Annotated in this window: 21 protein-coding genes; 12 read left to right on the forward strand and 9 right to left on the reverse strand. The window is 62.3% G+C overall.

Annotation, left to right across the window (positions count from 1 at the left end):
- Positions 1–2: 2 nt before the first annotated feature.
- Positions 3–908 carry a glycosyltransferase gene (locus HUI96_RS27345; RefSeq protein ID WP_237684424.1) on the reverse strand — a complete coding sequence of 302 codons (906 nt, stop codon included), beginning with the start codon at positions 906–908 and terminating at the stop codon, positions 3–5.
- Positions 909–1,604: 696 nt separating this feature from the next.
- Here HUI96_RS27345 and HUI96_RS27350 point away from each other — a divergent pair.
- On the forward strand, positions 1,605–2,528 hold the full coding sequence (locus HUI96_RS27350; RefSeq protein ID WP_188257871.1) for a hypothetical protein: 924 nt from the start codon (positions 1,605–1,607) through the stop codon (positions 2,526–2,528).
- Between the two features lie 96 nt (positions 2,529–2,624).
- On the opposite strand, the gene HUI96_RS27355 is transcribed toward HUI96_RS27350, so the two are convergent.
- Genes HUI96_RS27355 through HUI96_RS27365 form a run of 3 tightly spaced genes read right to left on the reverse strand, consistent with a single transcriptional unit; the run spans position 2,625 to position 7,056 of the window.
- Positions 2,625–3,896 (reverse strand): glycoside hydrolase, encoded by a 1,272-nt coding sequence (locus HUI96_RS27355; RefSeq protein WP_188257872.1) that lies wholly within the window; start codon positions 3,894–3,896, stop codon positions 2,625–2,627.
- Between the two features lie 23 nt (positions 3,897–3,919).
- On the reverse strand, positions 3,920–5,191 hold the full coding sequence (locus HUI96_RS27360) for a family 1 glycosylhydrolase (protein WP_188257873.1): 1,272 nt from the start codon (positions 5,189–5,191) through the stop codon (positions 3,920–3,922).
- Positions 5,188–7,056: a glycoside hydrolase family 2 protein gene (locus tag HUI96_RS27365; protein ID WP_188257874.1), complete on the reverse strand. Its 1,869-nt coding sequence runs from the start codon at positions 7,054–7,056 to the stop codon at positions 5,188–5,190. Before HUI96_RS27365 ends, HUI96_RS27360 begins: the two co-directional genes overlap by 4 nt.
- 233 nt (positions 7,057–7,289) lie before the next feature.
- Here HUI96_RS27365 and ctaD point away from each other — a divergent pair, with 233 nt between their 5' ends.
- A complete protein-coding gene (gene ctaD, locus HUI96_RS27370; protein WP_188257875.1) occupies positions 7,290–8,942 on the forward strand; it encodes a cytochrome c oxidase subunit I in 1,653 nt (550 codons plus the stop codon).
- Between the two features lie 58 nt (positions 8,943–9,000).
- Here the strand turns inward: ctaD and HUI96_RS27375 are convergent, their stop codons facing one another.
- A complete protein-coding gene (locus HUI96_RS27375) occupies positions 9,001–9,858 on the reverse strand; it encodes a transporter substrate-binding domain-containing protein (RefSeq protein ID WP_188257876.1) in 858 nt (285 codons plus the stop codon).
- Between the two features lie 368 nt (positions 9,859–10,226).
- Positions 10,227–10,532: a chorismate mutase gene (locus tag HUI96_RS27380; RefSeq protein WP_188257877.1), complete on the reverse strand. Its 306-nt coding sequence runs from the start codon at positions 10,530–10,532 to the stop codon at positions 10,227–10,229.
- A gap of 307 nt (positions 10,533–10,839) precedes the next feature.
- Here HUI96_RS27380 and nirK (HUI96_RS27385) point away from each other — a divergent pair, with 307 nt between their 5' ends.
- From nirK (HUI96_RS27385) to nirK (HUI96_RS27425), 9 genes are all read left to right on the forward strand, one after another.
- Entirely contained in the window at positions 10,840–11,901 is a 1,062-nt protein-coding gene (gene nirK / locus HUI96_RS27385) for a copper-containing nitrite reductase (RefSeq protein ID WP_188257878.1), read from the forward strand.
- A gap of 130 nt (positions 11,902–12,031) precedes the next feature.
- Positions 12,032–12,409, forward strand: coding sequence for a hypothetical protein (locus tag HUI96_RS27390; RefSeq protein WP_188257879.1), 378 nt, complete (start codon positions 12,032–12,034; stop codon positions 12,407–12,409).
- Entirely contained in the window at positions 12,409–13,665 is a 1,257-nt protein-coding gene (locus tag HUI96_RS27395) for an NnrS family protein (RefSeq protein WP_188257880.1), read from the forward strand. The genes HUI96_RS27390 and HUI96_RS27395 overlap by 1 nt, the downstream gene beginning before the upstream one ends.
- A gap of 116 nt (positions 13,666–13,781) precedes the next feature.
- A complete protein-coding gene (napE, locus tag HUI96_RS27400; protein ID WP_188257881.1) occupies positions 13,782–13,988 on the forward strand; it encodes a periplasmic nitrate reductase, NapE protein in 207 nt (68 codons plus the stop codon).
- 7 nt (positions 13,989–13,995) lie between these two features.
- Positions 13,996–14,331 (forward strand): chaperone NapD, encoded by a 336-nt coding sequence (locus HUI96_RS27405; RefSeq protein WP_237684425.1) that lies wholly within the window; start codon positions 13,996–13,998, stop codon positions 14,329–14,331.
- Positions 14,332–14,333: 2 nt separating this feature from the next.
- Positions 14,334–16,829, forward strand: a complete 2,496-nt coding sequence (gene napA, locus HUI96_RS27410) for a periplasmic nitrate reductase subunit alpha (RefSeq protein WP_425299313.1) — start codon at positions 14,334–14,336, stop codon at positions 16,827–16,829.
- Positions 16,802–17,287, forward strand: coding sequence for a nitrate reductase cytochrome c-type subunit (locus HUI96_RS27415; RefSeq protein WP_188257883.1), 486 nt, complete (start codon positions 16,802–16,804; stop codon positions 17,285–17,287). The genes napA and HUI96_RS27415 overlap by 28 nt, the downstream gene beginning before the upstream one ends.
- Before the next feature lie 4 nt (positions 17,288–17,291).
- The gene (locus tag HUI96_RS27420; protein ID WP_188257884.1) at positions 17,292–17,999 is read left to right on the forward strand and encodes a cytochrome c3 family protein; all 708 of its coding nucleotides are present in this window, start codon (positions 17,292–17,294) and stop codon (positions 17,997–17,999) included.
- A 328-nt stretch (positions 18,000–18,327) separates the two neighbouring features.
- On the forward strand, positions 18,328–19,818 hold the full coding sequence (nirK, locus tag HUI96_RS27425; protein WP_188257885.1) for a copper-containing nitrite reductase: 1,491 nt from the start codon (positions 18,328–18,330) through the stop codon (positions 19,816–19,818).
- Between the two features lie 189 nt (positions 19,819–20,007).
- On the opposite strand, the gene HUI96_RS27430 is transcribed toward nirK (HUI96_RS27425), so the two are convergent.
- Entirely contained in the window at positions 20,008–20,451 is a 444-nt protein-coding gene (locus HUI96_RS27430) for a pseudoazurin (protein ID WP_188257886.1), read from the reverse strand.
- A gap of 136 nt (positions 20,452–20,587) precedes the next feature.
- On the opposite strand from HUI96_RS27430, the gene HUI96_RS27435 reads away from it, so the two are divergent.
- Positions 20,588–21,289, forward strand: coding sequence for a Crp/Fnr family transcriptional regulator (locus tag HUI96_RS27435; RefSeq protein WP_188257887.1), 702 nt, complete (start codon positions 20,588–20,590; stop codon positions 21,287–21,289).
- Here the strand turns inward: HUI96_RS27435 and HUI96_RS27440 are convergent.
- Entirely contained in the window at positions 21,255–21,503 is a 249-nt protein-coding gene (locus tag HUI96_RS27440; RefSeq protein ID WP_188257888.1) for a DUF1858 domain-containing protein, read from the reverse strand. The genes HUI96_RS27435 and HUI96_RS27440 overlap by 35 nt on opposite strands.
- A gap of 95 nt (positions 21,504–21,598) precedes the next feature.
- A complete protein-coding gene (locus tag HUI96_RS27445) occupies positions 21,599–22,525 on the reverse strand; it encodes a LysR substrate-binding domain-containing protein (protein ID WP_188257889.1) in 927 nt (308 codons plus the stop codon).
- Positions 22,526–22,667 lie beyond the last annotated feature (142 nt).

Here is a 22,667-nt window from a genome sequence, read left to right on the forward strand (position 1 = left end):
GGTCAGGCTCCTCGGCGCAGAGGGATGACGTTCTTCAGGGCGGAGGCCGTGGCCATGTGGGCCGCCATCCCCTCCCACGTCCTGTCCCACGACGTTCCGGCAAGGAAGGCATCGGTCTTTGCCCAGTGGTGTCCGCGGGGTCGCGAGAGTATGTCGCGCAGCTTCTCGACGACATCGTCTGCATCGGCGATCGATACGAGCCCTTGCGCGCCGTAGGTCCGAACAACGTCCACGATCGCAGTCGATACGACGGGCAGTCCGGCGGCAAGAAATTCCGGCGTCTTGGTCGGGCTGATGTAACGCGTCGACTCGTTCAGCGCGAACGGCATCCAGCCGGCATCCCAGTTGGCGAGATAGGAAGGCAGTTCCGCGTATTGCTTGCCGCCGAGCCAGTGGATGTTGGCGCGTTGTGGCAAAGTCGCCGGATCGATCTTCACCACCGGCCCGATCATCATGAACTGGACGTCCGGCATGACCTCGGCGCTGTACGCGACGAGGTCGATGTCCAGGCGTTCGTCGATCACGCCGAAGAACCCGACGCGTGGATGCGGCACGTGAGCCTGATCGGCCGGATCGGCGATCGACTGCCGCGCCCGATGGAAATGCGCGACGTCGATGCTGCTCGGGAAGGGGTAGATTGCGCGATGATGGGCGCGCTTCGCTTCGTAGAGGCTTTGGCCGCCGGTAAAGACCACGTCGGCACGGCCGAACATCACCTTCTCAAGCCGCACGAGTTCCGGAGGCGCGTTCTTGAAGGCGGACAACTCGTCCATGCAGTCATAGACGCATAGATCGCCTTCGATGTGATCGCTGAAGCGCAGAGCCATCGGCGTGTAGTACCAGGTGACGAGCCGGTCATAGCTTTCGGACGCCAGCAACTCGTCCACCAAATGGCGCTGGATTTCCATTGCCTCGGACTCGCCGGTTCCGTGCGGCAGAACCGGGGTTGCGATCGTTATAAAGCGGCCCGCTTGGTTCAGGTGCAATGAAGGCGCACTGCAATCTTCTCGAATTTGTTCTTCAAGGAAGATTATCCTGTGGTTCTTTGCTGCTCTAGTGAGAATATGTTGTGGTCTCTGGAAAACAAAATTCCATCTTAGATGAGAGAAGCATAATAATAATGAACTGTAGTAGTCGGTATGTTTTTGTAGAGGGCAATCTATGATGCGTTCCATCTACGATTTCCGCGATAGGAGGGAAATATTGAATCGGTCGGTTCTCGTCAGTTGGCGGGAATTCGCCAATCTAACTTGATGATGATCAAGTTGTTCCAGCCTAACTCGGAATCGTGAACAGAGCAGGAGACGAAGGTTGGCTTTCGGCAAGGTGCGAGGCCGTGCGCGAAGCTACTGTGGCAACAGCGCATGCTGCGATCAGCTAAGTGAATGCCTATATGTCGGTCGAGCGAGGACGGCTCACGAGCGGCAGAAGGGGCTGCGGCATTCCTGCATTCGGCAAGGATTTTCGTTCGTTCGCCCCATTGCCGCCATTATGGAGAACACAAAGGCCAGCAAATTGTAGAAGCGGGGCGCCCAAATTCGTTCGGCATGATCCGAACGGACAAACATGGCCAAAGATGCCGGGGCTGCTTTCGGGTGGGTGACATGAAGATCAGCTTTGCAACCAACGTATTTCCGCTATTCGATCCGATCGCCGTGGACGACATCAAGGACCCGTGTCCGGTCTTTGACGGCAAGCTCTGGCACATGTTCGGTTCGAGCGGCACGGTGACGAGCGAGACCTGGAAGATCCTGCATGCCACCGCGCCGGAGATCTTCGGCCCGTGGACCGAGCATGAGCCGATTGCGCTGCCCGTCACCGGCTCCGGCGTCGCGGCGCCCGGCGTGATCTTCGAGGACGGCATCTTCCACATGTTCATCCAGACCGAATTCATGAAGTCGGGCGGACGCTGCGAGCATGTGGTATCCAATGACGGGTTCCAGTGGGTGGTGCTGCCGCCGGCGCTACTCGCCATCCCCGATACCGACGAGGACGGAATCTACGATCCGCATCCCGCCGTGATCGGCGGGCAGCGGTACCTTGTCTATTCGGGCATGCCCAAGTTCACGCGGGTCCCGCAGCCGGACGTCTATCTTGCCAAGAGCATGTCCGACTCCTGGTTCGGTCCATGGGAGCGCGTCGGCAAGATTCTCGACCACAACGACGTGCCCCATCACAATCCGCGTGAGCATCCGGACTATGAGTGGGGTATCGAGGGTGCGCAACTGGTCGAGCTGCCCGATGGACGTGTCCTGCTCAACGCAACCTGCTTCCTGCCGGAAGGCGCTCGGGGCACCCGCCAGCGAGTGTTCTTCGCCATCGCTGACAGTGTCGAGGGGCCGTACAATACCGTCGGCCCGGTTCTCGATCCGGGCGAAGCCGGAGAGAACGGCCACTCCACCGTCATGATCCTGAATGGCGAACTGACGCTGTTCTATCAGAGCCGGCGCGAGACGACGAACCATCGCTGGCGCTACGGCGTTGCCAAATGCCGGCTCGATCAGCCGGTGCTGCCTGAGGTCGCCTGAGAGCTACTTGCAGTCGCGGCGTTCGTAATGCCGCTGCTGGTGACTGGCGAGCATCCAGGGACGCCAGTCCTCTGACGGCAGTCGACACTGCCCGGGTCAGTATTTCTGCCGAACCGCACGGAACGGGAAGCCTGTCGCCACCGCCCGTTTCCGCGGGCGGAAGGGAATGGGACGCTTGTCGTTCGGCGGTCCTTCCTGATGGTCGATTTCGCCGTTTTGGGCGGCTTCCTGCAGGTCATTAAGGTGCTGCACCGACTGCAGCGCCTCCAGCATCGGCTCGCAGATGAGCCGTCCGCCGTCGGGTTCACGATGGCAGATCGGGTCCCAGAGGCCCATCGGCGTCCAGACCTCCGGTTCGTGCCATTCGGGCATTCCGAGGATCGGGTAGAGACAGACGCCCATGAGCGGCACTCCCTGCCGAAGGAGCTTCTCCGATTCCAACGCGACTTCAAGCAGCCAGGGGGCGCGGCTGTGACCTACATGCGAGGTTTCGCTGATCATGACCTCGCCCCCGTAACGCTGCCAGACCATACGGGTCAGTTCGCCAATCCCCAGGCGCCGAGGATCGTCATCGGCAAGAGGCGGGATGCGTCCGTCCGGCAATGCGGTCGCACCCCATTCCCACTGGTTCGTCCAGTAATAATTGATGCCCACGACATCGAGATGCCTTCTGGAGCCACCAAGTTCGGGCAACAGGCGCCCCGCAATCATGTCCCATGCCTGGAACACGAGTCTCTCGTTGAAATCCTGGGCCTCCGCCGTGTCGAGCGGCCTGTCTGAGTTCACCGCGACCCGGCAAATGGGATCGACATTGACCATGCGGGCGTCCGGGCAGGCACTCCAAAGGGCTTCGATCCCGGCCAATGCCGCCCGGCAGAGCTGAACCTTGAGGTCCCACCCTCTGCCTTCGATGTAGGGAGCGAAGAGTCCCTTTTCGCCACCAGCATAAGCCATGAAACTCGGCTCATTGACGGGCGTGAAGAGGCAGGCGCCTTCAGTGCGGACGCCGATGTAGCGGCCGACCGCATAACAATAGTCGGCGAAGCGAGGAACGAACCCCTTCCCGAACAGATCCAGTCCTTCGGGATAGCCGTAATGGAACAGGTCCCAGATGACGTCGACCTGATTGCGCCTGGCGGACTCGACAAACGGCTCCAGGCTGGAGAAATCGTAGCGGCCGCGCCCCATGTCGACCAGCGGCCAGCGGACCGTCTCGCGCGCTGCGTGGATCCCAAGCTCGCTGAGGTTCCGATAGTCCTGCTCGACCGTCTTGTCGTGGCCGGTCGCCACGACCTGATCGAACCATTCCCGATGGCGGTTGTAACCCGTGGAGCCTTCGAAACCGGCCAGAAAGAAGCTGCGAAACATGAACGGCTCTTCTTGGATAGTTTTCAGCTGTGGAGCGGGCCGACAGCTTCGGTGTCCCCGCAGACCAGGGTCCGATAAGCATCGACCAGCGGCGTGCGGATCCTGTTCAGGTCGGCATCAAGGTCCCAAAGGCCCATCTGCAGCAGATGCTGCGCGACATCTCTGCGACCTTGACGCCAGGCCCAGGTGACCAGCGCAAACATAGGCCACCATGTGTAGCCGACGAGGGGGAAGCCTTCCGCCCTTAAGCGACGAACCGCCGAAACCGACCGCTCCAGCCATCCCAGGCGGCGCGCTACCGATCCCGAGGTCGCCACCTCCGAGATCATGAGCGGAACTCGATAATGGTCGTGGTAGCGGCGAGTTACACCCTCGACCAGGCCAAGCTCGGTGTAGGGCATTTTGGTTCGCAATCGTCCCCGTCCATCGCGCTCCAGCCTCTTGTGCGTGAATAGGGGATAAAGATTTAGGCCGATCACCTCGGGGGGCGTCGGCTCGCGCCGCAGACTGCGCAGCACCTCGTCATCAGCTCCGTTGGCCCGGAGCCATGAATGGAGAGGATGGAAGTCGTCCACGCGGCCCGAAACGAGATCGAGGGCCAGGAAGACGATCTCGCGCCGGCGCTGCGCCTCCTCTTCGAGATCGGGGCTCGCCGCCTCGTAGAGATCGGTGGGGTCCACATGATATGCGACGATCTCGCTGTCGACTGTCCGCAGCGCCGCTACCGTCGACTGGATGCCCTGTGCCAGCTGCATCATGACGGCGACGAAGCCGCGCCAACTGTGGAGATAGGGCGGCCACCAGCCAAGCCGCCCGCAATACCATGCCGTTATGCGTGGCTCGTTCAACGGCGTGTACCAGAAGATCCGGCCCTTGAAGCGCTCGGCCAGCCGGGCGGCATAATCCGCGACCAGTTGCGGATAGTCGGGATTGAGGTAGGCGCCCTCGATCCAAAGCGGCAAACCGTAGTGGACAAGATCGACCTGAGGAGCAATCCCGAGATCGAGCATGCGCTCCAGCGGTTCATCCGCGTGGTGCCAATCCCATTGCCTGGGAGCAGGCTGGATGCGGTGCCATGGCACGCCATATCGGGCCACAGGCACCCCAAGCTCGGCCATCAGGTCCAGATCCTCTCGCCAGCGGCGGTAGTGATCCGTCAGTTCATACTCGTCCAATTTCCGCCCGGTGACGGGGTGAGGGGCGGTTATGAACGTGTCCTCGATGCCGGTCGCCCACCAGAATTTCTCCGGGTCGCTCAGGCGCCGCAACTCGGAGCGGGTCGGTAGGGGCGTCATTCGGTCTTCGGCGCGGCGCGATCACGACGGCGCTTGTCGACTTCCTGCTTGATCAGCGCATCGAGAACCTCGCTGGGGACCGACTTCGCCGGCCGGGTGTTGATTTGCCGCAGGCGTTCCGGATCGAGCTTCGGCTTGCGATCGATCGTGAGAAGCCCGTTGGTTTCCTGTTCCGTGTCGGTGAGCTGCGTGTAGCAGAAGCCGGCGAGCACAGTGGATTCGAGCAGGCCATTGACCAGCGATTCGTAGGCGGAGAGCAGTTCCTCCGGCCCGGAGAACTGCCCATAGCCGAACCAGTCCTCCTCATGCGCGGGCTTGAATGCAATGCCGCCGAACTCGCTGATGACGATCGGTTCGTCGCCCAGCGTGCCCCCTTCACCCAGGAGGGGGTGATGATGCGGGCGGACTTCCCGGAAGGTTTGGATCACCTTGGCACGGTCGCCATAGCGCTCGTACAGCACGTCGCCCGAAGGGGCGTAGTCGTGCACGCCAAAGATGTCGCCCACCGCATGCTGCCATCCATCATTGGCAATGACGGGCCTGGTCGGATCGAGCGCATGTGTCAGGTGGAAGAGTGCGCGCACGTAGTGGCGCTGCTGCGCCGACCGATCCAGGTCCGGCACCCCCCAACTCTCGTTGAGCGGCACCCAGGTGACGATGCAGGGGTGGTTGTAGTCTCGTCGCACCGCGTCCATCCACTCGCTGACCAGCATTTGCACCGCGGAATCGGAGAAGACATAGGCGTTCGCCATCTCTCCCCAGACCAGCATGCCGTAGCGATCACACCAGTACAGGAACCGCGGATCCTCGATCTTCTGGTGGATGCGCAGGCCGTTGAAGCCCAGCGATTTCGTCAGTTCCACCTCCTGGCGCAGGGCATCCGGGCTGGGGGCGGTCAGATGCGAATCTGGCCAGTAGTTCTGCGCCAGAACAAGCCGGAGGAAGGTCGGAATGCCATTGAGAATGAAGCGGCCACCCCGCAGTTCGATCCGGCGAAGGCCGAAATAGCTCTCGACGTGATCGATGACGGAACCGCTCGCATCGAGCAGTTCTACCGTCGCGTCGATCAGGTTGGGATGGTCCGGCCCCCAGAGCAACTGGCGACGCCGGCGTATCGCTGCGTCGCTGATGTCGAGCAGCAGGTCGCGGCGGATTTCCCGACTGCAGAGCAGGTAGAGGTCTTCGGCGAGAACTTCGACTGGACTCTCTCCGCAAAGCCGCACCCGGATGGACCAGCCCGTCTGGGGGGCGGCGTTCAGGCGCGCGATCATGGCGACGCCAAACCGGTCCACATCGGGCGTCCAGCGAAGCTCCTCGATGAAGATCAGGGGCAGCGGCTCGAGCCAAACCGGCTGCCAGATGCCGGTCGTGCGGTGATACCAGATGTAGCCTGGCTTCTCTTCCCAGAATTGCTTGCCGCGGGGCTGCTGGAGATCGCGCGGCATGTCCTCTGCTCTGACCGTAATGACATGCGTGGCGCCTGAAACAAGGAGGGGGGCAATGTCTGCGCAGAAGGGGGTGTGTCCACCCTTGTGATGTACCGCCATACGGCCATTCACCCAAACGCTGGCTTCGTAGTCCACCGCGCCGAAATGGATCATCAGCCGGCCCTGGCGATCGGTCTCGTCAAGCTCGATCTCCCGGCGATACCATACCACCGGATGGAAGCCGCTCTCGTCCAAACCAGAGGCTTTGCTTTCCGGCGGGAAGGGCACCACGATCTCGCGCGGAAACGGCTCGGTCCGCTCGAACCAGCGCTCGGCTAGTCCCCGATCCTCATCGTCGTGTGCGAATTCCCACCGGCCATCCAGCGAGATGAATCGGTCACGCCGCAGGTTGGGGCGTGGATGATCTTCAGGTCGCATTGGCGGGTTCCATCCCTCTCAGGTGCGCATCGGGCCGGCGAAGGGGATTCTGCGTCGTGAACTAGCCAATGTGACTAGGGTTCCAGCCGAAATGTGAACCTCCGCAGATTGAGAGCGTGGAACCATGATGCGGCATCGCTTCGAAGCCTGAGGGACGCTGGAACTTGGGAACAAGGCCCGCCTTGTGCGGTTCGGAGTCGGCTCTTCGCCCCTCGAGGAATGGGGATGGGATCATGACCGACGCGGCGCTCTCCGATTACGCGGCCGAGGCCCCCAGAGGCTTCTTCAGACGCTGGTTGGCATCCACCAACCACAAGGACATCGGCACGCTTTACCTGTGCTTCGCCATCGTGGCGGGCCTCGTTGGCCTGGTTCTATCCATCTTCATTCGTTGGGAATTGTCGGAGCCCGGCATCCAGGTCTTCCCCTGGCTCGCCAACCTGATCTTCGGGGTTCAGGGGGATGCGGCCATCGATGAGGGCAAGCAGCTATACAACGTGTTCACCACGGCGCACGGCCTCATCATGATCTTTTTCATGGTGATGCCGGCCCTCATCGGCGGATTTGGCAACTGGATGATACCCCTCATGATCGGGGCACCCGACATGGCCTTTCCGCGCATGAACAACATCTCATTCTGGCTGCTGCCGGCGGCCTTCACCCTGCTACTGATTTCCTTCTTCCAGCGGGGCCCGGCTGGCGGCTACGGCGCGGGAACGGGCTGGTTCCTGTACCCGACCTATTCCACGTCGGGCAATCCGGGGCCTTCCGTCGATTTCGCCATCCTTTCCCTCCATATCGCCGGGGCTTCCTCGATACTTGGCGCGATCAATTTCGTCACCACGATCTTCAACATGCGGGCCCCTGGCATGACGCTGCACAAGATGCCGCTCTTCGCCTGGTCCATGCTTATCACCGCCTTCATGCTGATCCTGGCCCTGCCCGTCCTGGCGGGCGGGCTGACCATGCTGCTCACGGACAGGAATTTCAGTACGACCTTCTTCAATCCCGAGGGCGGCGGAAACCCGATCCTATACCAGCACCTGTTCTGGTTTTTCGGTCACCCGGAAGTCTACATCATGATTCTTCCGGCCTTCGGCATCGTCAGCCAGGTGATCTCGACCTTTTCCCGGAAGCCGATCTTTGGCTATCTCGGCATGGTATACGCGATGGTGGCAATCGCGGTGCTCGGGTTCATCGTCTGGGCGCATCACATGTACACGAGCGGTATCTCGCTCGACACGCAACGCTACTTCACCTTCGCGACGATGGTGATCGCGGTTCCGACCGGTATAAAGGTGTTCTCCTGGATCGCCACCATGTGGGGCGGCTCCATCACTCTGCGCACCCCGATCCTGTGGGCGATCGGCTTCATATTCCTGTTCACGGTGGGCGGCGTCACCGGGGTTCAACTCGCCAATGCAGGCCTGGATCGAGCGCTTCATCAAACCTACTACGTGGTGGCCCATTTCCACTATGTGCTGTCGCTTGGCGCTTTATTCGGGATCTTCGCCGGCTGGTACTACTGGTTCCCCAAGATGACCGGCTACATGTACAACTCGCTGCTCGCGAAGGTGCACTTCTGGATGACTTTCATAGGCGTCAACCTGGTCTTCTTCCCGCAGCACTTCCTGGGCCTCGCGGGCATGCCGAGGCGCTACATCGATTACCCCGACGCTTATGCAGGATGGAACATGGTCTCATCCTACGGAGCCTATCTCGCCGGGATCGGCACGGTCGTGTTCCTTATCGGCGTGGCCGAAGCGTTCGCGCGCAAGCGGATAGCGGGTGCCAATCCGTGGGGCCCAGGCGCCACGACGCTCGAGTGGGAACTCTCTTCGCCCCCGCCATACCATCAGTGGAGCCAACTCCCGGTCATCCGCTGAGCGGACGGGCCGCGGACGGAAAAGAGCTCTTCGCAAAGGCCGCGGAGCCGGCTTGACCTCAGCCGCCCGGTATTTCACGTCCTGTCAGGTCGAATTCGAACCACTCAACCGAAAGGTTTCTCAAAGTGCCGTCCGCATGCATTCCATCCACGATGGTCGTGAGGAGGTCGGCGAATTCTGGATCACCCGGCATGATCGCGACAGCCTGCGGTACGCGATAGGCTGGCTGCCCGATCACCCGGAAGGGTTTGCCTCTCTTGATCTGCGCCACGGCCGCCGGCAGATAGCTCATCACGCCATCGAGTTCGCGGTCGGCGAGTGCTTCGAAGGCCTTGTCCTCCTGATCGTAGGTCGCGATCACTGGGTTCTCGATTTGGTAGGCCACTGGCGACACGTCGATGATCCCGGAGAACTCGCGCCGCAGATAGAGTTCGCTGTTGGCGGCCTTCACTACGCCGATGCGCTTGCCGTTCGCATCGGAGAGCGCCCTGATGGTCCTGTTCTGCTGGTGCACCGTCAGCACACCCAGGGAATAGTAATAGGTTGCGGGGAAAACCAACTTCTCGGCACGCTCGGCGGTCGGGGTCATGCCGTTGACCACGATGTCGTACTTGCCCTGCCACCGACCTGAGGTCTGTTCTTCCCAGTTGTAATTCGATCCGTCCTCGCGGGTGACGTATCTGACCTGGACTCCGAGACGTCGCCCGATTTCGCCCAACACTTCGACGTCGAAGCCGGTCAGTCTGCCTTTATTGTCCTTCAGCACATACGGCGGGGAAATCTCTGGATAGGGTGCCAGAAGCTCGCCGGTTCTCAATACTTCATCGAGTGTCGCCCCGGCAAAGGAACTTGTCTTCACAAAAGTCGTCAGCGCGAAAGATGCCCAGATAAGATGCAATCCAGTCCAGAAACGCATGCCTTGTCCCCCCAGACCAAGACTTACGACAAAATCCAGTTGTGGTGGTGTTTAGGCGCGTTTTGTTGCTAAGTTCCTAATCGTCGCAAATGACGAAGAAGATAAGCAAGTATCTATCCGTGCATTCTTGCGTTTTGTGGAGTGTTTTTCCAGGCTGCTTCCTAAATTTCGGTGAGCATAGTTTTTGCTTTTTTGGGGGGTTGTGGGGCTCCCATAGCGGGCGGCTCTCCCCGACGAGCGCTGGGACGCGCCTCGGGTGCGAGCGGCCGCGCCGAACCAGCCCAATTTGGGGCAGATCTCAGGGAGCTATGCGCGACAACGAGGTCGCCTATGCGAGGCTGAGCGCTGGGTTCCGGAAGCCGGAGCTTTCAGGGGCGATCAGGGGCCTGCGAGTTCGTCAACTCATCCTTGATGGTTTCCTCGAGGCTGCAGCTGAACGCGATCAGCCGCGCGTAGAGCTCGCGCACGAGTTCCGGGTCGAGGCCCTTCGCTTGCGCTCGCGCGGCCGCCCGTTCCCGGACAGCGTCGACCCGGTCCTGCAGCACTGCGGGAATGCCGTGCTCATGTTTGATGTGACCGACTTCGCGGATGATGCCCGTGCGCTCTACCAGCAGGTCGACAATCCGGTCGTCGAGAGCGTCGATGCGGGCACGGTACGGTTCGAGGATCTTCATGAGCGGGTCCGTAAGATAGGATGCCCAAAAAGCCAAGCTTGGATGTGTCGAAATTCCGGATCACCGGCGTTGGCCTAACGTCACATGCCCGCGCAGAAACCGGGACGCCTGATCTTCGCCAGATCATCGGAGCCTGAATTGGAGGTCACATTCCTCGGATTACATATCGGGCTGCTCGAAACGCGTTCAGTAGCTGCGGCTCCCGAGAAGTCTCGCCATCTCTGCGTTGTTTGTTCCCGCACAAAGAGCGGCGTTCCGCACTGACCTAACGTGCCTTCGTAACAACGCGGTCAGAAGGACACGTGCCATGAGCACCCGCAAGTACCTCTTCGCAACGGTCGCTGCAGCAGCATTCGCAGCGGCAACTGCCTTCCCGGCCTTTCCTTCGGACCAGCACAGCCATGTGGCCGAGTTCGGTACGCCCGAAGCCCCCGTTGACGTGATCCGCCAGGCGACCGATCTTCCCGGTACGGTAGGTGAACGCGGGCCGCAGACGGTTCGGGTCGGACTGGAGACGGTCGAGGTCATCGGCAAGCTCGCGGACGGCACGAGCTATCATTACTGGACCTTCAACCGGAAGGTTCCCGGACCGCTGGTCAGGGTTCGCGTTGGAGACACCGTCGAGGTTCTTCTAAAGAACCACGAGGACAGCGTGGCCATGCACAATGTCGACTTCCATGCGGTTACCGGCCTGCACGGCGGCGGACATGCCACGCTCGCGGCACCCGGCGAGGAGAAGGGTTTTACCTTCAAGGCGCTGAACCCGGGCCTCTACGTCTACCACTGCGCCGTGGGGCCGGCAGCCCAGCACATCGCCAACGGCATGTACGGGATGATCCTGGTCGAGCCCGAAGGCGGCCTGCCGGCGGTCGACCATGAGTTCTACGTCATGCAGGGCGAGCTCTACACGGAGGAAGCGCTCGGGACGCAGGGGCAGCTTACCGAGAGCTACGACAAGTTGATCAACGAGCAGCCGGAATACTACGTCTTCAACGGCGCCGCCGAGGCGCTGACCGGCGACAATGCGCTCAAGGCGAAGGTCGGCGAGACGGTGCGCATCTACTTCGGCGTCGGCGGCCCGAACAAGACCTCGAGCTTCCACGTGATCGGCGAGATCTTCGACAAGGTCTACAATCTCGGATCGCTGACGGGTGAACCGCTGCCCGACGTGCAGACCCTTACCGTCCCGCCCGGCGGTGCTGCCGCGGTCGACTTCAAGGTCGAGGTCCCCGGCGAATACGCCCTGGTCGATCACGCCCTGTCGCGCGCCATGCGCGGCCTGATCGGCAAGCTGGTAGTGGAAGGGCCGGAGCAGCCGGACATCTATCGCGAGGGTGTCGAGGAGAAGGTCGGGATGCTCGGCGAATAGCCTGCCATCCCCAACAATTGGCCGCCGGGCAGCCGGCGGCCAATTCGCTTCATTTCGCTGCCGCCGTGGTCTCGATGATGGACCTGGACGGCGGCGCTGATCGACCCACATTGGTTTCAGGACGAGCCCCATGCGCAATCCCCAAGCCACTCCCGCCGAATGCAAGGTTCGCCTGGACTCCGGCGCGAGCATCGTCGAGCGCCTGAGGCGTGAACTCAACGAGGCAGGGCTCGACTGCGGCTGCCGCGACGCCGCCGACGCGATGCTGGAACGGATCGGCGCGGAAGAGGGCCTTGCTCGCCGCGCCGAAGGTCTGGCCAATGCCCGCCGGATGCGCGATGCGATCGTGATCGTCACGGCGCTGCTTTGCGAACTCGACGAACTGACGCCGGAAGAGCCGGACCGGACAGCCTTCCACGAGATCGCCAGCCTCTTCCAGGATGTCGCCGATTTCGCCGCCAGCGGGGCATTGGCGGCGCGGCAGGCTGCCGGGGCGGGAAACAGCTGATGGCCGCCTCGCAACACTCCTCGGCGCACGACCGGTCAGTGCTGCGAAGCCTCCGCAAATCGGGCGAGACCGCGCGTGACGGCCGCGGCCGCATCGCGTCGATGCCGCCGATCCTGCAATACGGCTTCCGGCCCTTCTTCTTCCTCGCCGCGCTATATGCGGGGCTGGCGATCCCGGCCTGGCTCTGGATCTACGCAGCGGGCGGGGCGCTTTCCGGGCCGTTTCCAGGCCTCGGTTGGCACGTTCACGAGATGCTGTTCGGCTATCTCGCGGCTGTCATCACCGGCTTCGTCCTGACCGCGGTTCCGAACTGGACGGGGCGCCTTCCACTCAGCGGCTGGCCGCTTGCCGGACTGGTCGCGCTATGGCTCGCCGGCCGGGCCGCATGCGCCTTCCTCCCGGTCCCGTCGCTCGCGATGGCGGCCGACCTCGCATTTCCAGCGGTGCTGGCCTTGGCGCTGTGGCGGGAGATCATCGCCGGACGTAACTGGAAGAACCTGCCGGTCGCTGGGATGATCACCCTGTTCGGCGCCGCCAACGCGCTGCATCACGCGGAGAACCTGGGGCTCGTGCCTGCGGGCCTTGGACCTCGGCTGGCGCTTGGTGTCGCTGCCCTGCTGATCGCGCTGATCGGCGGGCGGATCGTCCCGAGCTTCACCCGCAACTGGCTGGTCAAAGACGGCGCCACCCGCTTTCCCGCCACCTTCGGGCGCCTCGATAAAGCGGCGCTCGTGGCGACGGCGGTCGCCATGATCCTCTGGGTGGCCGTTCCGGAATCGCTCGCTACAGGCAGCGCGCAGATCGCTGCGGGAGCCCTGCTTGCCGCCCGAATGATGCGGTGGCGTGGCGTGCGGACCGTCAAGGAGCCGATCCTGTTGATCCTGCATGTTGGCTATCTCTGGCTTGCAGTGGCGATGCTGTTGCTCGGGGCCTCCACTCTCGCCCACGCCGTTCCCACGAGTGCAGCGATCCATGCGCTGACGGCCGGCGCCATCGGAACCATGACGCTCGCCGTGATGACCCGCGCCAGCCTCGGCCATACCGGCCGGCAGATCGTCGCCGATCGGTATGTCGTCGCCATCTATCTCGCGGTCACGCTCGGCGCGGCGCTGCGTGTGGCGGCCCCGTTCGCCGGGAACTGGTACCTGCACGTGCTCGCCTGCGGCGGCGTCTTCTGGAGCGCTGCCTTCCTCCTATTCGCGGTGCGTTACGCAGCTGTCCTGTGGGGTCCGCGGGCTGCGGTTCACGGAACGTAACCTCCCGCCTACCAAAGAGGGTATTGAAAAAAACAGGCGGGGCTTTAGCTTTGTGCCTGCCCATTCCGGCGGAGAGGGAATGGCGATCCGCCCTGTCCAAGGCACATGAGGAGGCCATGACCCAGGACACCGGAAAAGCAGCCGAGTTGGAGCATCGCCCGCCGGCAAGCGTCAGGCGCAGGGAACTGCTCGCCTTTCTTGTGCTTGCCTTCGGCATCTGGCCGATCGTGGCGGTCGGCGTTGTCGGCGGCTATGGCTTCCTCGTCTGGATGTGGCAGATTGTGTTCGGCCCGCCGGGCCCTCCTCCTCACCCTTTGCATTGAGGCTCGCATGATGGACACCCCGTCAGACGGCGTGACGAGGCGCCAGTTTCTCGCAGGCAGGACAGGCCGCAATCATGATGCGGAGTCTGCACCGGAACAGCACTGCATATCGAGCGCGGTTGTAGCCGTGCTGCCGGGCCGCGAGGACGAGATCGCGGCCAGGCTGGCCGAAATGAACGGCGTGGAACTGAGCGCACGCCAGGGTAGCAAGATGGTGGTGCTGCTCGAAGGCCCGAGCAGCGGCGCGGTCGGCGGCCTGTTGCTGCAGATCGCCGTCATGGACGGCGTGATCACCGCCAACATGGTGTTCGAGCACGTCGAACAGGAAGTCCAGGGAGCTTGAGAATGGACCTTTCCCGACGCGATCTGCTGAAGGCGCAGGCGGCCGCCATAGCGGCCACGGCGGCTGGCATCGTGCCCGAAGCCGCAGCCCAGCCGGTGCCGGGCGGCGTGAGCGCATTGGAGATCAAGTGGTCGAAGGCGCCCTGCCGCTTCTGTGGGACGGGCTGCGGCGTGATGGTCGGCGTCAAGGAAGGCAAGGTCGTCGCCACCCACGGAGACATGCAGGCGGAAGTCAATCGCGGCCTGAATTGCGTGAAGGGCTATTTCCTTTCGAAGATCATGTATGGCGCAGACAGGCTGACCCAGCCGCTGCTGCGCAAGAAGAACGGCGTCTACGACAAGGAGGGTGAGTTCGAGCCCGTCTCCTGGGACGAGGCCTTCGACGTCATGGCCGAGAAGTGCAAGCAGGTGCTCAAGGAAAAGGGTCCCACCGCCGTCGGCATGTTCGGCTCCGGGCAGTGGACGATCTTCGAGGGATACGCCGCGACGAAGCTGATGCGCGCCGGCTTCCGCTCCAACAACCTCGACCCGAACGCGCGCCACTGCATGGCCTCAGCCGCGGTCGCCTTCATGCGCACCTTCGGCATGGACGAGCCGATGGGTTGTTACGACGACTTCGAGGCCGCCGATGCCTTCGTGCTGTGGGGCTCGAACATGGCCGAGATGCACCCGATCCTGTGGACGCGGGTCGCAGACCGGAGGCTGGGCCATCCGCATGTGCGCTGCGCGGTGCTGTCGACCTTCACCCACCGCTCGATGGACCTTGCCGACATCCCGATCATCTTCAAGCCGGGAACCGACCTCGCGATCCTCAACTACATCGCCAACCACATCATCACGACCGGACGCGTGCACGAGGATTTCGTGCGCGACCACACCGTCTTCGTGAAGGGCGAGACCAACATCGGCTACGGCCTGCGCCCGGAGCATCCGCTGGAACAGGCAGCGGCCGGCGCTGGCGATCCCGGAAAGACGGAGCCGTCCAGCTTCGAGGAGTTCAAGGCGTTCGTCTCTGAGTACACGCTCGAGAAGGTCTCCGAGCTCTCGGGCGTCGAGCCGGGCTTCCTCGAAGAGCTGGCCGAACTCTACGCCGACCCGGCCAAGAAGGTGATGTCGCTCTGGACGATGGGCTTCAACCAGCACGTCCGTGGCGTCTGGGCCAACCAGATGCTCTACAACATCCACCTGCTCACCGGAAAAATCTCGGAGCCGGGCAACAGCCCGTTCTCGCTCACCGGCCAGCCTTCCGCCTGCGGCACGGCGCGCGAGGTCGGCACCTTCGCGCACCGGCTGCCCGCCGACATGCTGGTCGTCAATCCGGAGCATCGCGCCCACGCTGAGGAGATCTGGAAGGTTCCGCACGGCCTGCTGCCCGACAAGGTCGGCTACCATGCCGTGCAGCAGGACCGTATGCTGAAGGACGGCAAGCTCAACTGGTACTGGATCCAGGTGAACAACAATCTCCAGGCGGCGCCGAACAATGACCAGGAGACCTATCCCGGCTATCGCAACCCGGAGAACTTCATCGTCGTGTCGGACGCCTATCCGACCATCACCGCTGTCAACGCCGACCTGATCCTGCCCGCCGCCATGTGGGTCGAGAAGGAAGGCGCCTACGGCAACGCCGAGCGGCGCACGCATGTCTGGCATCAGTTGGTCAGCGCGCCCGGTGAGGCTCGCTCGGACATGTGGCAGCTGGTCGAGTTCTCCAAGCGGTTCACGACCGACGAGGTCTGGCCTGCCGAGATCCTTGACTCCAATCCGGACTATCGCGGGAAGAGCCTCTACGACGTTCTGTTCCGCAACGGCCAGGTCGACCGTTTTCCGCTCTCCGAAGCGAGTCCGGAACACGAGAACCACGAGGCGAAGCACTTCGGATTCTACATCCAGAAAGGGCTGTTCGAGGAGTACGCTTCATTCGGCCGTGGCCACGGCCACGATCTGGCGCCCTACGACATGTACCACCAGGTGCGCGGACTGCGCTGGCCGGTGGTCGACGGCAAGGAGACGCTCTGGCGCTACCGCGAGGGCTATGACCCCTATGTGAAGCCGGGCGAGGGCGTGAAGTTTTACGGCAATGCCGACGGCAAGGCGAAGATCATCGCCGTACCCTATGAACCGCCGGCCGAATCCCCTGACGAAGAGTTCGACCTTTGGCTGGTGACTGGCCGGGTCCTGGAACACTGGCATTCAGGCTCGATGACCATGCGGGTCCCGGAACTCTACAAGGCGTTTCCGGGCGCGGTGTGCTTCATGAATGCCGACGATGCGCGCGACCGCGGCCTCAACCAGGGCGCGGAGATCAAGGTCGTCTCGCGGCGCGGCGAGATGCGGACGCGCCTCGAGACCCGCGGCCGCAACCGAATGCCGAAGGGCGTCGTCTTCGTTCCCTGGTTCGATGCCAGCCAACTGATCAACAAGGTCACGCTGGACGCGACCGATCCCATTTCCAAGCAGACGGACTTCAAGAAATGCGCGGTCAAGATCGTTTCCGTATGAAGACACGGATACTCCTTGCTCTGATCGGGGCAGGGGCCGTGTTCACCATTTCGACAGCCCTGGCGCAGATGGGCGCCGAGCTCAGGGGCGACGTGCCGTTCACCGAGTCGGCTCCTGCCGACCCGCTGCCCAAATGGACCGTGGATGACATCCGCAAGATGCGCGCCTATCCGGACCAGCCTCCGGTCATCCCGCACTCGATCGAGGGCTACCAGCTTTCGGTCAATTCGAACCGATGCCTTTCCTGCCACAAGCGGGAGCTTACCGAAGGCTCGGGCGCCCCGATGATCAGCGTGACCCATTACATCACGCGCGAAGGCCAGATGCTCGCTGACGTCTCGCCCCGCCGCTACTTCTGCACGGCCTGCCACGTGCCGCAGGCCACCGCCGCACCGCCGGTCAAGAACACTTTTAGGGACATGAGCGAGATGGGCGTCGAACACGCGGGGGACAAGTAGAGAAATGGGCAAACTGCGGGCGGCCGCCCTATGGGCGTGGAAAATCCTGTCTACGCCGGCAGCCACGCTAAGCCTTGGCTTTCTCACGCTCGGCGGCTTCATCGGCGGCGTCATCTTCTGGGGCGCCTTCAACACCGCGCTCGAGGTGACCAACACCGAACAGTTCTGCATCTCGTGTCATGAGATGGAAGCAAACGTCTATCAGGAGTTGACGCGGACCATCCACTTCACCAACCGCTCGGGTGTGCGAGCCTCCTGCCCGGACTGTCACGTCCCGCATCAGTGGACCGACAAGATCGCCCGCAAAATGCAGGCCTCAAAGGAGGTTTGGGGAAAGATCTTCGGCACCATCGACACGCGTCGAAAATTCCTCGACAAGCGGCTGGAACTCGCGCAGCACGAATGGGCGCGGCTGAAGGCCAATGACAGCCTTGAATGCCGCAACTGCCACTCGTCGGTGGCGATGGATCTCTCGAAGCAGACGCAACGGGCCGCCGACATCCACACACGCTACCTGCTGAGCGGCCAGGCCACTTGCATCGACTGCCACAAGGGCATCGCGCATGAGTTGCCCAATATGGAAGGGGTCGATCCGGGCTGGAAGGTCCCGCCCGAGATGCAGGGGGAGCAATTGCCGCAAGCCTCCATCTTCGACAGGCTCGAGCGGTGGTCGACCATACATATGGCGGTTGCCGGAGAGTTCGTGAACTGAAGAGGCGCCGAAGGGCGCCTGTGGTCACGTGCGCCGCTGATACCGATGGCTGATCGCCGGCCTATCACCATCTTCTGTCCGTAGAGGCGGGAAGATGGCTGGCGGCGAGGCCGATACTTCCTCGCCCGTTCTTCACGGGGAAAGGGAGAGGCGAGGGCGACGCCAGGGTCAAAGATCGCTGCCGTTACTTCGTCAATAAATCTCGAAGCCGTTGACGTATGTCCGAGCTTTCGAAAGCCGCGCAATGTATAATCCAACGGCGCGCGGGCATTATGCGCGGCGCTCCCTGCTGCCAGTTTCACAGCACATCCCGAGATGGGAGGACATCATGAAGCTGCATCGCGCGGCGATGATTCTGGGATTTGTGGTTCTTGGCCTAATCTGGTCTTCCGTCGCAAATGCGGAGCAGCATCAGCACGCGCTCGGGACAACTGAGGCCGGGGCCAATACTCCCATGGCGGATGAACAGCCACCCGCTTCCACCTCCGGGGGAAGTCCTGCCGTGTCAAACAGCAACCCGGCCGCATCCACAATGCAAATGAGTTCGCATGCGCCGGTGGTATTCACCTTGCGGACCGGGATCGCTGAGGGGCGGATGGTTTTCATCGGTGACGGCGGCGAAATTGACCGAAAAGTCAACCCGACGCTGATGGTCCACGACGGCGAGACGGTCCAGATCAACCTGATCAATGGCGAGGGCGCACAGCATGACGTGGTCATCGACCAATACGCAGCGCGCTCGGCCATCGTCACCGGGAAGAATGCAAGTTCGACATTCTCTTTCGTCGCAAGCAAAGTCGGCGAGTTCGACTACTACTGCTCGGTCCCTGGCCACCGCCAGGCAGGCATGCAGGGCTTGCTTCAGGTTATGCCGGGCAACCGCGCTGAGATGGGAGCAACGGCAACAGACATCACTCGCGATCCCGCCGACCTACCGCCGCCGATCGGTGCCCGCCAGCCTCGGATCGTACGCGTCGATCTCGAAACGGTGGAACTCAAGGGACAATTGGACGACAAGACGAGCTATACGTACTGGACCTTCAACGGCAAGGTTCCCGGCCCCTTCGTCCGCGTGCGCGTCGGCGACACGGTCGAGGTGCATCTGAAGAATCCCGAGGAGAGCCTGATGATCCATTCCGTGGATTTTCATGGCGCCATCGGGCCGGGCGGCGGCGCGGAGTTCACGCAGACCGATCCGGGCAGCGAGGCCGTCGTAACGTTCAAGGCGCTCGAACCCGGCATATTCGTCTATCACTGTGCTACGCCGAGTGTGCCCACCCACATAAGCAACGGCATGTACGGCCTCTTGCTGGTGGAACCGGAAGGCGGCTTGCCGCAAGTCGACCGTGAATTCTATGTCATGCAGGGGGAGATCTACACGGTTCAACCGTTCGGCACGCCGGGCGACCAGGAACTGGACTACGAGAAGCTGCTCGACCAAAGGCCCGAATATTTTCTCTTCAACGGCTCCGTCGGCGCGCTGACCCGTACCCATCCTCTTTACGCCAATGTCGGTGATAGCGTGCGCATCTTCTTCGGAGTTGGCGGACCGAACTTCACCTCGTCTTTCCATGTGATCGGGGAGATTTTCGATCATGCCTATGTGCTGGGAAGCGTTACGTCGCCGCCGCTGACGGGTGTGCAAACCGTTTCAGTGCCGCCCGGCGGCGCGACGATCATCGATTTCAAGATCCACCGCGGCGGCCGCTACACGCTGGTCGATCATGCACTTTCCCGCTTGGAACGCGGCCTCGTCGGCTTCCTGGACGTGGACGGGCCGCGAGACGATGCAATTATGTACAAGGGGCCTGCAAAGTAGCTTGCCGGTAAACGACCTGGCGCGAGTTCCATCGGCTCACCCATGCGGTCCGCACCAGAAGGAGGCCGCCGCTGCCTCAGGCGCTTCGTAACGCGCTAGGCGAAAGTCAAAGTGACACGGACATGCGGCTCGGCCGGGAGACTTACGTCAACCCGGCCTGCCCCTCCGCCCCCCTGATGCGGCTGAATCCTACTCAGCCGCGACGACCTGCCCGAATAGTTCCTCGAAAGCAGCCTTGGCTTTTCCGGTCTGCTTCACCGTCTTCGCTTCAGCCAGGTTGGTCGGAGCGCCGACCTCGATCAGCGCCACCATTCCCATGCCGTAATGGGGCGTGCACTTGAGCCCGTAGATGCCTTCCTTATTGAGCGTCACGGCGAACTCTTCGTTGAACTTGCTCTTGAAGGGCTCGGCATCGCCCGGGATCATGCCCTTGATGGTCTCGACATTGTGACCCTTGTCGGTCGGCACGAAGCGGACGGTATCGCCCGGCGCCGCCTTGATGTAGGCAGGCTCGAACACCATCACGCCCCTCTCGCCCTTGTTCAGCATCTTGACCTCGAATTCCGCGGCACCCGCGGTTGCGGTGAAGGCGACCGCTGCTCCAAGGGCCAAGGCTGCGATGATCCTGTTCATTTTCCTCTTCCTTTTGCATGCGGCGTTGGACCGCGCAAAACCTATAGATGCCGCACGGGGGGCACAGTTTGCGCTGGCGCAAACTCAGGGTAGAAAGCAGGCGAAGACTTCCCGGCGATCCCGGAGGACGTGCCGCATGCCAGTGCTCGACAGGTCTCTGCTTACGGGCCTGCCCGCCTTCGCCAGACTTTCCGCGGAGGACCTCGACCAAATTTTGAAAGGAGCGCGTTCATCGCGCGTGCCAAAGGACTCGGAGGTGTTCTCGCAGGACGAGGAAGCCCAGTCGTTCCACCTCCTTCTCTCCGGACATATCCGCGTCGTGCGCACCACGCCGGAGGGTCATCAGATCATCGCCCGTTACATCAATGAGGGCGAACTCTTCGGCATCGCGATCGCCATGGGCAGGATGACCTACCCCGCCAGCGCGGTAGCGGCGGTCGATTGCGTGGTGCTCTCCTGGCCCAACGGCGCATGGCCCGACCTGGTGGCGCGGGTTCCGGCCTTCGCCACGGCCGCCTATCAGACGATCGGAACCCGGCTCGAGGAGACGCAGAAACAGGTCATGGCGATGGCGACCGAACAGGTCGAACAGCGGATCGCCCGAACCGTGCTGCGGCTCGTACAGCAGTCCGGGCGCAAGACGCCGGAGGGGATCGAGATCGATTTTCCGATCACCCGGCAGGACATCGCCGAGATGACCGGCACGACGCTGCATACCGTGAGTCGGCTGCTCAGCGCCTGGGAAGCTCAAGGGCTGGTCCGTGGCGGGCGCCAGAAGGTCACCGTCACCGATCCGCACGGCCTCATGCTGATTGCCGAGAACCGACGGCGCGGCTGAGGCTCCTGCCCGCCAAGGCGGCCTCCAGTTCCATCAGGAACTCGCCCTCCGGCACGCCATGCTCGCGGCAGGCTTCGGAAACGGTATGGAACGTTCCGATCGGACATCCAACGCACAACATGCGTCTGCGAACCAGCACGAGGATCGTTTCCGGCCAGCGGCGCATCACCTCGTCTATCGGCATGTCAGGATGGATCATCGGTGTTCGAACCATCGGATATAGCTCCTTCGAAGGAAGCCATTTTGTTCGGGATCAGCCTTGCGTCGTTGCGCCGGAACAAAGAGCGAGCGCTTGTGGCTTTCTCGGCGTCAGCCTCTTGCTGGCAGGTTTCTGGCGATATCCACGAACTGACGCACCGTCTTGGCGCGGTTGGTGCGTTTCCAGACCAGCACGGTCTCGATACGGAAATCCGGCTGCAGAATAGGCCTCACCTCGACGTTGCGGCCGAGGAAGCCGATCAGGCTCTCAGGGTAGACGGTGATGCCGAGACCCGCCGCGACGAGGCCGACCAGCGCCAGCGTGTTCGACGCCTCCAGCTTGATGTTGAGGGGAACGCCCTCGGCGGAGAACATCTCGTTCAACCGCCAGCGATAGGCCTCCCATTCCACCAGGTCGCCTAGGATCAGTTCCTCCTGAGCCAGATCCGCAGGCCGGACCTCGTGCAATCGGGTGAGGCGGTGGTTCCTCGGCGTGACGACGTAGAGCGGGTCCTTGGCAAGAAGCAGGCTGTGGAAGTCGCTGTGGTCGAACGGTCCGATCATGTAGCCGATGTCGACCTCGTCATGCGCCAAGGCCAGTTTCTGCCCTTGGGTGCGGATATAGCGAAGGTTCACATCCACGTGGGGGTAGAGGCGCCGGTAACGCGAGACGGCAAACGGCATCAACTCCGTGGCTGCGAAGGCCATGTAGGCCAGGCGCAGGACTCCCTTCTTGCCTTCCGCCACCAGCCGCGCCGATTTGACCGCGCGGGAATAGGTCTGCAGGAGTCTTTCATTGCCCTCGTAGAAGGAGCGGCCGGCCGGGGTCAGAGTTACTTCGCGCGTGGTGCGCTCGAACAGGGCGAAGCCGAGGAGGTGCTCGAGCTTCTGGATGCGCCGGGTCAATGCCGACTGGTCCACGTTCAGCCGCTCGGCGCTGCGGCGGAAATTGAGTTCCTCGGCGACGACTAGGAAGGACTGGGTGAGTTCCAGCCCTGCCTGCGATTGGGTGTTCGAATTTCCGTTTGTCTTAGGCACGCCTCCACGATGATGGATTGATGCACCCGGCGCAAGAATATTTGGCGAAAGATCAGTTCAGGTGGATGGCGAGTGCCGGCATCATCTTCTTTCAAGATGACTGCTCGGCAAGTGGACGGGTGATCATCGAAGATCGGAAATC

Origin of the sequence: Pseudaminobacter soli (ex Zhang et al. 2022) (assembly GCF_014595955.1) — a bacterium.
Classification (GTDB): Bacteria; Pseudomonadota; Alphaproteobacteria; order Rhizobiales; family Rhizobiaceae; genus Kumtagia; species Kumtagia pseudosoli.

What these genes read in the sequence shown, in the direction of transcription:
- HUI96_RS27345 (WP_237684424.1), bottom strand. Translation starts at nt 908, where the DNA reads ATGGAAATCCAGCGCCATTTGGTGGACGAGTTGCTGGCGTCCGAAAGC.
- HUI96_RS27350 (WP_188257871.1), top strand. Translation starts at nt 1,605, where the DNA reads ATGAAGATCAGCTTTGCAACCAACGTATTTCCGCTATTCGATCCGATC.
- HUI96_RS27355 (WP_188257872.1), bottom strand. Translation starts at nt 3,896, where the DNA reads ATGTTTCGCAGCTTCTTTCTGGCCGGTTTCGAAGGCTCCACGGGTTAC.
- HUI96_RS27360 (WP_188257873.1), bottom strand. Translation starts at nt 5,191, where the DNA reads ATGACGCCCCTACCGACCCGCTCCGAGTTGCGGCGCCTGAGCGACCCG.
- HUI96_RS27365 (WP_188257874.1), bottom strand. Translation starts at nt 7,056, where the DNA reads ATGCGACCTGAAGATCATCCACGCCCCAACCTGCGGCGTGACCGATTC.
- ctaD (WP_188257875.1), top strand. Translation starts at nt 7,290, where the DNA reads ATGACCGACGCGGCGCTCTCCGATTACGCGGCCGAGGCCCCCAGAGGC.
- HUI96_RS27375 (WP_188257876.1), bottom strand. Translation starts at nt 9,858, where the DNA reads ATGCGTTTCTGGACTGGATTGCATCTTATCTGGGCATCTTTCGCGCTG.
- HUI96_RS27380 (WP_188257877.1), bottom strand. Translation starts at nt 10,532, where the DNA reads ATGAAGATCCTCGAACCGTACCGTGCCCGCATCGACGCTCTCGACGAC.
- nirK (WP_188257878.1), top strand. Translation starts at nt 10,840, where the DNA reads ATGAGCACCCGCAAGTACCTCTTCGCAACGGTCGCTGCAGCAGCATTC.
- HUI96_RS27390 (WP_188257879.1), top strand. Translation starts at nt 12,032, where the DNA reads ATGCGCAATCCCCAAGCCACTCCCGCCGAATGCAAGGTTCGCCTGGAC.
- HUI96_RS27395 (WP_188257880.1), top strand. Translation starts at nt 12,409, where the DNA reads ATGGCCGCCTCGCAACACTCCTCGGCGCACGACCGGTCAGTGCTGCGA.
- napE (WP_188257881.1), top strand. Translation starts at nt 13,782, where the DNA reads ATGACCCAGGACACCGGAAAAGCAGCCGAGTTGGAGCATCGCCCGCCG.
- HUI96_RS27405 (WP_237684425.1), top strand. Translation starts at nt 13,996, where the DNA reads ATGATGGACACCCCGTCAGACGGCGTGACGAGGCGCCAGTTTCTCGCA.
- napA (WP_425299313.1), top strand. Translation starts at nt 14,334, where the DNA reads ATGGACCTTTCCCGACGCGATCTGCTGAAGGCGCAGGCGGCCGCCATA.
- HUI96_RS27415 (WP_188257883.1), top strand. Translation starts at nt 16,802, where the DNA reads ATGCGCGGTCAAGATCGTTTCCGTATGAAGACACGGATACTCCTTGCT.
- HUI96_RS27420 (WP_188257884.1), top strand. Translation starts at nt 17,292, where the DNA reads ATGGGCAAACTGCGGGCGGCCGCCCTATGGGCGTGGAAAATCCTGTCT.
- nirK (WP_188257885.1), top strand. Translation starts at nt 18,328, where the DNA reads ATGAAGCTGCATCGCGCGGCGATGATTCTGGGATTTGTGGTTCTTGGC.
- HUI96_RS27430 (WP_188257886.1), bottom strand. Translation starts at nt 20,451, where the DNA reads ATGAACAGGATCATCGCAGCCTTGGCCCTTGGAGCAGCGGTCGCCTTC.
- HUI96_RS27435 (WP_188257887.1), top strand. Translation starts at nt 20,588, where the DNA reads ATGCCAGTGCTCGACAGGTCTCTGCTTACGGGCCTGCCCGCCTTCGCC.
- HUI96_RS27440 (WP_188257888.1), bottom strand. Translation starts at nt 21,503, where the DNA reads ATGGTTCGAACACCGATGATCCATCCTGACATGCCGATAGACGAGGTG.